Source organism: Gluconobacter sp. (assembly GCF_047722525.1).
Lineage (GTDB): Bacteria > Pseudomonadota > Alphaproteobacteria > Acetobacterales > Acetobacteraceae > Gluconobacter.
In genome coordinates, this window is the sequence record NZ_JBDNYY010000043.1 from 1 (window position 1) to 9867 (window position 9867).

14 protein-coding genes are annotated in these 9867 nt (G+C 60.1%); 11 read left to right on the forward strand and 3 right to left on the reverse strand.

Features of this window, described 5'->3' with window-relative positions; all coding sequences use genetic code 11:
• A partial coding sequence (locus ABF859_RS14935; protein WP_415528436.1) for a chloride channel protein occupies positions 1–689 on the forward strand: 689 nt, incomplete at its 5' end.
• On the opposite strand, the gene ABF859_RS14940 is transcribed toward ABF859_RS14935, so the two are convergent.
• On the reverse strand, positions 678–1946 hold the full coding sequence (locus tag ABF859_RS14940) for a cation:proton antiporter (protein ID WP_415528437.1): 1269 nt from the start codon (positions 1944–1946) through the stop codon (positions 678–680). The two genes, ABF859_RS14935 and ABF859_RS14940, sit on opposite strands and share 12 nt — an antisense overlap.
• 465 nt (positions 1947–2411) lie before the next feature.
• Here ABF859_RS14940 and ABF859_RS14945 point away from each other — a divergent pair, with 465 nt between their 5' ends.
• The 7 genes from ABF859_RS14945 (at position 2412) to ABF859_RS14975 (ending at position 5610) form a co-directional block, all read left to right on the forward strand.
• Positions 2412–2675 (forward strand): hypothetical protein, encoded by a 264-nt coding sequence (locus ABF859_RS14945; protein ID WP_415528438.1) that lies wholly within the window; start codon positions 2412–2414, stop codon positions 2673–2675.
• Positions 2676–2745: 70 nt separating this feature from the next.
• The gene (locus ABF859_RS14950; RefSeq protein WP_202208538.1) at positions 2746–3276 is read left to right on the forward strand and encodes a hypothetical protein; all 531 of its coding nucleotides are present in this window, start codon (positions 2746–2748) and stop codon (positions 3274–3276) included.
• A 67-nt stretch (positions 3277–3343) separates the two neighbouring features.
• Positions 3344–3820, forward strand: a complete 477-nt coding sequence (locus tag ABF859_RS14955) for a hypothetical protein (protein WP_062446965.1) — start codon at positions 3344–3346, stop codon at positions 3818–3820.
• Positions 3821–3831: 11 nt separating this feature from the next.
• Positions 3832–4119, forward strand: coding sequence for a DUF2312 domain-containing protein (locus tag ABF859_RS14960; RefSeq protein ID WP_148621333.1), 288 nt, complete (start codon positions 3832–3834; stop codon positions 4117–4119).
• A 4-nt stretch (positions 4120–4123) separates the two neighbouring features.
• A complete protein-coding gene (locus tag ABF859_RS14965) occupies positions 4124–4420 on the forward strand; it encodes a hypothetical protein (RefSeq protein WP_346004344.1) in 297 nt (98 codons plus the stop codon).
• A 2-nt stretch (positions 4421–4422) separates the two neighbouring features.
• Positions 4423–4845: a hypothetical protein gene (locus ABF859_RS14970; RefSeq protein WP_415528439.1), complete on the forward strand. Its 423-nt coding sequence runs from the start codon at positions 4423–4425 to the stop codon at positions 4843–4845.
• Positions 4846–4899: 54 nt separating this feature from the next.
• Positions 4900–5610 carry an HD-GYP domain-containing protein gene (locus ABF859_RS14975; RefSeq protein WP_415528440.1) on the forward strand — a complete coding sequence of 237 codons (711 nt, stop codon included), beginning with the start codon at positions 4900–4902 and terminating at the stop codon, positions 5608–5610.
• Positions 5611–5938: 328 nt separating this feature from the next.
• Here the strand turns inward: ABF859_RS14975 and ABF859_RS14980 are convergent, their stop codons facing one another.
• Positions 5939–7033, reverse strand: a complete 1095-nt coding sequence (locus tag ABF859_RS14980; protein ID WP_415528441.1) for a hypothetical protein — start codon at positions 7031–7033, stop codon at positions 5939–5941.
• On the reverse strand, positions 6970–7281 hold the full coding sequence (locus tag ABF859_RS14985) for a hypothetical protein (RefSeq protein ID WP_346004352.1): 312 nt from the start codon (positions 7279–7281) through the stop codon (positions 6970–6972). The genes ABF859_RS14980 and ABF859_RS14985 overlap by 64 nt, the downstream gene beginning before the upstream one ends.
• A 52-nt stretch (positions 7282–7333) precedes the next feature.
• Between ABF859_RS14985 and ABF859_RS14990 the strand changes: the two genes are divergently transcribed.
• The 3 genes from ABF859_RS14990 to ABF859_RS15000 form a co-directional block, all read left to right on the forward strand.
• Entirely contained in the window at positions 7334–8149 is an 816-nt protein-coding gene (locus ABF859_RS14990; protein WP_415528442.1) for a hypothetical protein, read from the forward strand.
• A gap of 768 nt (positions 8150–8917) precedes the next feature.
• Positions 8918–9586 carry a hypothetical protein gene (locus tag ABF859_RS14995; RefSeq protein WP_415528443.1) on the forward strand — a complete coding sequence of 223 codons (669 nt, stop codon included), beginning with the start codon at positions 8918–8920 and terminating at the stop codon, positions 9584–9586.
• A 90-nt stretch (positions 9587–9676) separates the two neighbouring features.
• On the forward strand, positions 9677–9867 hold a 191-nt coding region (locus ABF859_RS15000; protein ID WP_415528444.1), incomplete at its 3' end, for a hypothetical protein.

Sequence of the window (9867 nt, forward strand, 5' to 3'; positions counted from 1 at the left end):
TCCCTGTTGGGACAGCGTGGATCGCCGTTCTCGTCTGCGGCATTGTCGGGGGGCTAGCTGGGGGAAGCTTTGCCGCACTCGTCATCAGGGCGTCCAGAGGCTTACCTGGTTCTGTCGGCCGACTGGCCAAGCAGCGCCCGATCATGTTCTCGGCACTGTGTGGCCTGCTGACCGCCGTGATCGGCCTGATCTCCAGAGGGAACACTTACGGGACGGGCTATGTGCAGGCTCAGGCAATTTTCGCAGGGACCGACCACTACCCTGCCTCGTTCTTTATCCTGAAGTATCTCTCAATGCTGGTCTCGTACTGCTCGGGAATTCCAGGTGGAATGTTCGCACCCTCTCTTGCAATCGGAGCGGGCATCGGCGGATGGATCGAACAGTTTCTTCCGCATACGACCCCCGGTGCCGTCGTGCTGTTGGGGACGGTCGCCTATTTCTGTGGTGTTGCTCAATCGCCGTTAACAGCAACGATTATCGTCATGGAAATCTGCGATAACCAGCAGGTGACGCTTGCACTTCTGGCAACAGCCTTTCTCGCGTTTGGTGTCTCCCGGATTGTCTGCCCTCAACCTCTTTATACCGCCTTGGCCGACAGATTTCTGGAAACAATGGACAAACCCGCCGCACGACTCAAGCCCATGCCTGCGAAACAGGAAGCTGCCTCTGAGGAGAAGTTACCGATCTAAGCTTGAGAGTCGGGTGGTGGGGAACAGTCTCCGGACGACCCATTCCATCGTGAGTCCTTGTGCGATAATCGTGAATACCACCACGCCGTAACAAACCGGCAACAGCAATTCGCGTAAGTCTCCGGCTGGCAGTCCAAGCGCCAGAGAGACCGAGATGCCGCCACGCAGGCCTCCCCATGTCAGGATACCCAGGACGCGGCCCCGTTCCCATTGCTTGAGATGGGCCGGGAGCGTTGAAAAGAACACGCTCAAGGCCCGCACGGCAATGGACAGCGGGATAATGGCAAGTGTTGCCAGAACTGCAAACAAATGCGGCTTAATCTCAAGGATTTCAAAGCCGATAAGCATGAACAACAGGACGTTCAGCACCTCGTCAATGAGGGTCCATGCAACATCGAGGTCCTTGCGAGACACTTCATCGAGAATGGAATGGCTATAGCCTGTCCCAAGGCAGAGACCGGCCACCACGACGGCAATCGCTCCGGACATTCCGAGCTGGTTGGCGATGCTGAAGGTTCCAGTGGCCAGGGCCAGCGATGTCAGCAGGTCAATATGCGGATCCCGCTGTCCCTTGAGCACCCGCAAAGCCATCCACCCGGTCAGTGCGCCCAACAGACCACCACCGATTGCCTCCCGGCAGAAACTCAGCGCAATCCCGGAGGCAGTCACTGCGTGACTTCCTCCGGTTGCCAGCCCGATCGTGACACCGAAAATGACAACACCCACGCCATCGTTGAACAGGCTTTCACCTGCAAAAACAGCCTGAAGCGGTCCCGGCAGACCCAGACGTTTTAGCATTCCCACGACTGAAACCGGGTCCGTAGGTGCGAGAATGGCACCGAGCACAATGCACCATGTAAAGGGAACCGCGTGTCCCAGCAGAGGAAAAACGGACCACGCGGCGACCGCAAGAAACGCTACAGCCAGAATGGTTCCCAGAATGGAGAGGGTTGCCACAGACATCAGCTTTGCCCTCAGATGTCCGACATTGACCTGCATGGCCCCGGCAAACAGCAGGAGCGACAATGCACCATTCAGAAGGGCCGCAGGGAGATTGATGGCTCCAAGCACTGATCGTGGAAAAGCCTGAAGGTCGCAGGCCGGAAGCAACAGGTTCAGGATCATGACCACAAGCGACGTCAGCAACGAGAAAATCAGAACACCAATCGTGACAGGAATACGCAGTGTGTGATGGTTGAGAAGGCTGAAGCCTGCCGAGAGGGTCAGGAGTAGAGCAAGGAGGCTGATGGTATCCATGCCGCCACCGCTGGACACTTCCGGACCTTACGTCAAGGGAAACCGGTAATGTCCGCTATCGGGAAAGCGTGACAGATCGTTGAACGGCAGAGGTGAGGCGGAAGCTGTCGCTGTCATAGCGCCGGTTGGCCAGCATGGCTTTGGGATTTGGAACCGGCAGTGCCATTACGGCGTCTGTGGCTTTGTTGTCCGAAACTTGCTGTAACTTTCGGATGCTGAGGGAAATGCGGTGGTGCGGCTTCTTCCAACACAGCGTTACAAAGCGTCAGGTCTCGGACTGGAGGTCTGAGGCCTGCCAGTAGGGTCTGTCGTTTCAACCTCATCCGGTCCCTTCGCTGAACTGCACTCACAAACGCTGTCGTCATACTGCCGGGTATGACCGAGCACTCTCTTTCTCTTGGGCAGCCAGATTTGCCCGAATCAACACTTTCTCTCCCACTGTCTTCCTCTTGGATGCTTGGCAGCATGGTTCTTTCGGCGACCATGTTCCTCGGGTTCGGCTGGCTCTTTTTCCCGCTGGACGTCCGGATGGTCTGGACAATGCTTGCGCAGGCGATCCTTTTCTCTCTGGCCATCTCCGTTCTTGTGATGGACGTCATGCGCGTGTGGAAGACGAAAGCCTTCATGCCGCGCTGGCATGTCCTCGTCTTCGTTCCGGTCTGGGTGGCTGTCGGCCTGTTCAATCTCCGGAACGCCTATGACTGCATGAAGGCGGCAGGCCAATGGTGACGTCGCGTGACTGCACTCACAACAGTCTCCGGCAGAATGTCCCGACGGTCACAGACGGCGGGGCAGCACAGTGAAATTTGGCGGTCATCAACCCAAGGCGCGGATCTTCCGCAAGCTCAAGGCCGAGACACAGCGTGAGGTCTATCAGTCCGTGCTCCAGCACGTCCGGACCTGCCTCAACCGGGGGCCGTATAATGTCCTTGAACTCCGCGCGAACCTGACGCCCGAGCAGGCCGGGGCCCTGCCCATGGCTTTAACGACGCTTGCACAGGCTGGCGAAATCGCCGCCCTGGGTCACAGTGTTTATGCCCGGGTGCCCTGGATGCCGGCAACACGAACCGTGAAGACCTCGCCGATCGAGGATCTGGTCTTTGCGTCCCTGACCGAACATGAAACCGCCAGCGAAATCGCGACATGGCTCGGCCTCTCCGTCGGTGAGGTGCGGGATTCCCTTTCGGCCCTGGAGCGGGCGGGGCTGATCGAGGAGCGACTGGATCCGCGCCGACCCAACCGTTACCGGATTGTCTCGCCGCATATGGCCAAACACATTCGCCAGGGTGCACAGGACCGGACCTTTACTGATATCGCCCGGCATGGCTGAGGCGTTGCGTTTGCGGGTTATCCCCCAAACCAGTGGACAGCACTGTGGGCAACCGAGGGCAGGACATGTGGATTCACGGTCCGTTCGTCCAGGGCACAGGCGCGCGGCGCTGTCCATCGCAGGCGAGCTCTCCGTTATCGGCTGGGGCGTGCGTCAGGCGTCCCGCCGATCCGGCTTTTCAAAGGACCGGATCCTGCGCTGGCAATCGGGGCATAGCATCCCTGATCCGGACTTCCTCAGGTGGCTTGCAGCTCTTGGGATGTTGCATCGTCGACTGAGCCACCCTCTGGCCCGGGCTGTGCCTCCCGTGGGCAACCGACCTCCGCTGAATGGTTATGCGATGGCCAGTGCCCTGATCACGATCGGCTGGTCCGAGCGCGTGCTGGCCGAACGTCTGGGGGAGCATCGGACAGCCCTTCGCCGTCTGATCTCAAGTCACGGGCATCTTCCAGTGAGAGAGTCCCGTTGGCTTGAAGCCCTGGCAGACGGGCATCGCGATCTGCCCCGCCCCCTCTCACCCATCTGCCTCTCCCCCGATCCCTGAAAGGTTGACCCATGTTGCAACGCGTTTCTTTTCCTGACGACGCTCAGGACGATCAGGGTGTCATCGCTGGCGGCATCGCCGCCGACCGGCTGCGGTCCATCATCGAGCGGGTCGAGCGCCTGGAAGAAGAGCGCAAGGCGCTGAGTGGTGACATCAAGGACATCTTTGCCGAAGCCAAGTCGGCCGGGTTCGACGTCAAGGTCATCCGCACGATTATCCGGCTGCGCAAGCAGGAGCCCGCAGAGGTCGAGGCTCAGGAAACCCTTTTGCAGATCTACCGCCGTGCCCTGGGAATGTGACCTGATGCAAGATGCCCCACCGCGCCGCCGCATCGCCGAAGCCGCAGGAGAGATTCTGGTCTGCTGGCCAAGTGTGGGCCTGCTTCTGTTTGCCTTCGTGGTTCCCCGGCTTGGCGCTGTCATGGGACCCGTTTTTATGTTCGGTGGCTGCGTTGCAACCATGATGGGACCGGGTGTTCCCGAGATCGGTGAGGATGGACGCGACTACGGGCTTGAGCGGAGGCGCGGAGTGGTCTTTGCCAGTCTTGGTCTGGTGCTCTGCCTGCTTTCTCTCTCCAGACTTTTGCCGGATGGGTTCTGATCGTGCCCGCACCGTTGTTTACGGACTGGACCCCAACGTGCGTCACCAGTGTCCGTTACATCTCCACTCTGGGACCGGCTCGCGCTGTTGGGACGGTGCCGCGTCGGGTCTGTGGCGCCAGGTGTCTGGCTGGGGTCAGTCTGTTTCTTCTGACGAATGCGGCGGATGGATTTCTCGGTCTGGACCAGTTTGCAGGGCAGGGGGAATGGCATCTGTCCGGACTGGGCCAGCCGGTCGTCACGCTGTCGCTCTGGCAATGGATGCTTCTGGCCTGCGTCACCCTGGGTCTTGTGAAACTCGCCGAAAGGACGGCCGGGATCCTGTCCGGACGTGGGCCGCGCCGCGCGACCGGGATCAAGTTCCTCTTCACCTGCGTCGCTCTGGCTCTTGGCGGCCTCGCCCGCGGTCTGATCCATCCGGGATAACCGGACTCACATTGGCCGCGCCTAGAGTGATCTTACACAACCGGTAGAGGAAAGATGCCTGAACTGCAGACACTCCTGAAAGAAGTGGTGAAACTGCCTGCGTCCTATCGGCGGCAGGGGCCGCCTCTTGCTTCTTTTCTGGCACAGGTTGCCAAAGGGGATGACGGACATGGCCAGAGGGTCGGGCGCCTCGCCGGCCTGCTCGGCCATCTGACGGGGAGCGGATTATCGTCGAGCGCGCTTAAACTGGCGGGCCGATTGCACGATGCAGGCAAACTGCTCCTGCCCGACAGTCTCCTGAATTATCCGGGTCGGTTTAACGCCCGTCAGATGCTGGTGATGCGACAGCATCCGTCGCTTGGTCTCGGAGCGCTGTTTCATCTGTCAGCCGATATCCCGACCCTCGTTTATGAGGCCGTGCTTCTGCATCACGAACGCTATGACGGTGACGGCTATCCGTTCGGAATGAAGGGTCAGGCCATTCCCCTGGCCGCCCGCATCATCGGCCTCGCCGACGTGATCGACGCCTTGCTCTCCGCCCGGGCCTATAAAACAGGGCGGTCTCCGCGGCAGGTGAAAGCCTGTCTTCAGGAGCAGGCGGGTGGCGCGTTTGATCCTGACCTGGTGCGGCACGCGATCACCTATTTTGATGATCTGCTCGCCATTCGCCGCACCGTTGCGCAGCCGGTTCAGGGATATCAGCCCATGCCCGGCCGGTCACCCATGACATCCCGTAACCTTAATCTTCGGAACACTCTGCCATGATGCCTCTCCCGCTCCCGCCCGCAGCCCATGCCGCCCCGTCTGAGACTTCCCCTATGAAGCTTCTGGCCGACGTCGCAGACAGGCTTTTTACAGAAAACCGGAGAGAAGAGGGGCTGTGTGTGATTGAGGCCCTTTATCTTCAGGCAGATGCTGCTCTTGGAGGCAGTGAGAGGCAAAAGGAGCGGGATGCGCGTGAGACAGGAGGAAGTCGGGTATAACCTCTCAAAAGGAGAGAGGCCCAACACGCGCGCCTGAAAACGTCTCCTCGCCACGCTTTTCGAATAGCGCGTGGCTGGGGGAGGTCAATTTCTTCGTGCGGGGTGGCTGATCAGATATCATCAGGGCGGGAGGCCGCGTGGAGCTTGACCATCAGCGCTGTGGCCTCGAGAACAGTTCTGGATAACACCTTCATCTGGTCATGAAGCGCCTTTTGTCTGGCGAGTGTTCCTTCAAACATCGCCCCCATATCCTCGACATATGTCTGTATGATTTCCAGAGTATCCTGCTGGGAGCGGGCCACACTCTCCCAGTCACTCGGGTTCTCGTTTTCGCACTTGAGGAATCCTGGGAAGACGAGGGGTGCAGACTGGTTGTCGAGCGGCAGTCGTGTGTCTTTGAGACCCATGGGCCAGTGCTCAAGGCAGAATGAGATCCCCGCCAGCAGAGAGGGTGGCAGGGACAGAAGCAGTTCGGTATCTGGAAGGTGAAGCTCTCCCGTTTCCGGAAAGCCGGTATAAAACATGTGCTCACGGTACCACGTCTCCCGGCCGCCCATGTTTTCGAGTGTTTCACGCCAGAGGCCCAAAGCGGTCTCCGCCTCCTGATATGCCGCCTGACTGTTGACCTCCGCCTCATAAACGTGGCTCCACAGATGATGGGTTCCAACCCCGGGAAGCCAGTCGTCCAGTCTGAAAGATTCCTCATCGAGAAGAGGTGTACTGCCAAGGACGAATGCGCCCTGAGACAGGATGCAGCAATAGGCAACAATACGGGTGCCGCGCCATTCTCCCCGCAAAGCGAGAGCCTGCTTCAGGACGGCAGGGAACAGCACTTTCCGGGTACGGGCGCTGTAACTGCTCCATTCGCGCTTCTGTAACGCCAGCGGCGCAAGCGGATCAACGATGGCCTCGGGGTCGCTCAGGGTCCGAAGGCGCACGCCGTGTCGGGACAGGTGGTAGGCCCAGAGAAAAACCATATCATTCGGGGGCGCATCCCCGATCGTGAAGGCGTGCAGGTCGTAACGCTGAAACGATCCTACGGAGCGGAAAAGGGTCCCCGTGCGCTTGAGGTAGGTTTGCAACGTGCGGACAAGGCTCTGTCCGACAAAGACGGTTCCATCTTCAAAAAGCAGGCAGACGATCAGCCGAAGCTCGTCGTGGGGATGACAGCCAGAACGGGCTGACTTGGAAATGCGATGGTGCATGGGCTATCCCGGGTCATGACAATGGATCCCTGCACTCTGTCATCGCGCGATGTGAGAGCGGGCCGTGGGGTGGCCAGCATCTGCGCGCCTTCTGACAACCGCGCAGCAAGCCGGCACGAGAGAAGCCGGGGCGGGTCGGGACGTGAAGAGTAGAGCGTGGGACAGGAGAGAGACAGGGTCAGCCACAGGCCGTCCGGCCGCCACAATGGTTCGGCCGCACGCGGCCCGCGCCCTGGAGGGCGCGCCATTGTCCCGTCCAGCCGTCTGCGCCTGCGGGAAAGCATCTGAAAAGAGAAAAGGATGTTTTCCGTGGCTACTTCCGTCACAACAGTCTTCACGCTCACCGGGCCGCAGGATCGTCTGCGCCAGATCGCCGAAGAGCGCGCTTACCGGACCTGCGCAGCGGATCAGATGACATGGGAAGACGACACCACACTGGTGATGACCCTCGAAAACGGCATCGGCACGCCCTTCCTTCATCATGGAGACGGACTGTCAGACGAGTATCCCGACGTCAGTATCCGGGGGATGGAATATTTCGACTGCTTCGATGATCCGAGCTTCGCCAAATGGCAGGGCGGCCAGCTTGTCTATGAGGCAGAACTCATCACCGTTTTCTCAATCCTGTTTCCAACGGATCCTTCGAGAGACTGGGCGGGCTGTAGCGCTAGCTTCTGGCACAGGTCTCAGCCTCTCTCGGCGGCCATAGCTGAGAACTGTCCGGACCTTGACCTGATGCCATTGCGGCAACTGGCAGGGCCAGCGCCCGGATGGGTTCAGACCTCAGATGGCTTCGCCACCCTTTTCCTTCGGCTGCCCTCAACACACGATGCGCAGGATGGCCTCGGCGTGATCTTCTATCCGGGGATCGGAAGGAGCACCCTGCTGACAGGCATCGACCGTTTCGGCGGAGTGGCCCGCTTCCGGCGTCAGGCTTATGGTCAGATCGGCGCACAGTGTCCCGAACTGCGTGCTGTCCTGCGGGATTGCTGGAAGGCTGAGGAGAAGAAAAGGCGCAAGGCCCGTCAGGAACGCAGGGTTTTGAAAAGGAAGGCGAGCAAGGAGGGAAAGGCCAGTCTTTTCCATCTTTTCGATACTGATCCGTGGGTGGTTTGAAGGGCAGAAGAAAAGCAGGATCGGGGCGGCCCTGAAGGGGGCGTTCACCCTATCTCACTAGGCTCCTGCGTCGCCAAGTTCGACCGAGCCACAGGATCCAGCCGCCCTCGGTCGGGCGTCTGGCCCCTGCGTCTCGGCCCTTCCGGGTAACGGTTCACCCGCGTTCTTTTCCCTGAACGAACGGTCCTGGTCTGGGGGATCTGTTCGTGCGACGGCTTCTCAACCTCCCCGGCCAGTCCTGCGGACCGCCCGGGGAGGCACGTTACAGGGAGGCGGCCTCGCATCCAGCGTTCAGTCTGACAGTCGCCGTGCCAGTCCGTAAAGCCACTGCGCGACCCTCGGCGGCAGGTGTCAGGCCCGCGGCTGCTGCAGGGCCGCACGCGACCCCGCATCAGCCGCAAGCCTGCCCCCCTTGCTCAGGACGCTCCGGGCTTGACGGCCTGTCCCGTCGCCCGTCTTGGCCGGTGGCAGGATGGGCTCAGGAAAACGCCACCTCCCTTCCACTCTCGTCGCCGTCAGTGTGCTCGCCGCACGGGCAGGATGGGTCTAGGAAAACGACAGGTATTCATAAAGTAATCAAGCAATCTTTTTACTTGTCATGCAAAAATAAAGCGCGTTTTATGGCGGTTTTCTGCGCTTTTTCTCTTGTCATGGAAGGCTGAAAAGGCTATCTTTTACTTGTCGAGAGGGATTGGCCCTCAAGACAAAGCGCCCCGAACGGTGTTGGAGCACCGAACGGGACTTCGCTAGACTAGAAAGGCAAGTTTCATGTCCGACGCAACGAACACAATCGCCCAGAACTCCGCAGACCGCAAGGCCGCACCGAAGGCCAGCCCCGCCTCTGTCCGTCGCTTCAATGAAGCCCGCGAGCGCACAAAGGCCATTTCCTCCCCTACGCTTGCCGACGTGCTCCGCCTTGCCCCGAACGACGATAAGATTGCCGCAATCGTTCAGCATTTCGGCTATGACGCTGGCGACTATGACGACTTGCTGGGGGCCGGTCTCAGCATGATCCGCGACCAGTACGCGCTCCTTGAGGACATTCTTGTCGTCACTGATTTTCGGGGCGAGCGCAATTTCAAGGCCATGGAAATGCACCTTGGCCGCATCGTGGACGGCATGATCCGCTCTGCCTATGGGGCCGCCAACTTTTATGAGAACAAGCGACAGATTGCCTTTGACGAAAAAAACTCTTTCAGCAACGAGAGCCGCGATGAGGACCGCATGGGCGTAGACGGCGGAGAAAACCGCGTAGATCGGGCAGTCCGTTTCGCAGCGCAGCAGGCCCCGAAGGCTTACGCGCTCGCGGTCATGGCAACCGGCGCATGTGACGCCTACCGCGAATTGTTCGGCGAAGACTGGAAGCCTTACGTCAAGGACACGGGCCGCAGCCTCACCGAAAACGTCCGCGCCGCACAATGGGGGGCCGTGCTCTAGGCCGCACGCGCCGCGCCTCGGGGCGCGGCGTCTTCATGTCCTTCTGACTATCGAAGAATGACCGGCCCGCCCGGTCGTGGAGCCTGTCCCATGTCTCACGCACTCGCCCAATATGTCCCCGACGTCAGCGCCAAGAGCCTCCCCCTGAGGAGGCTGGAGCATCTTGCGCGTGGCTTTGCCATCGCGGACGCCCTCATGACCTTTCTGGAAAATACCCGCTTTGATTCCAGCATTGAGAAGGCCGCAGACGACGCGCGCGCCGCTGGTGCCACCCCTGCCGA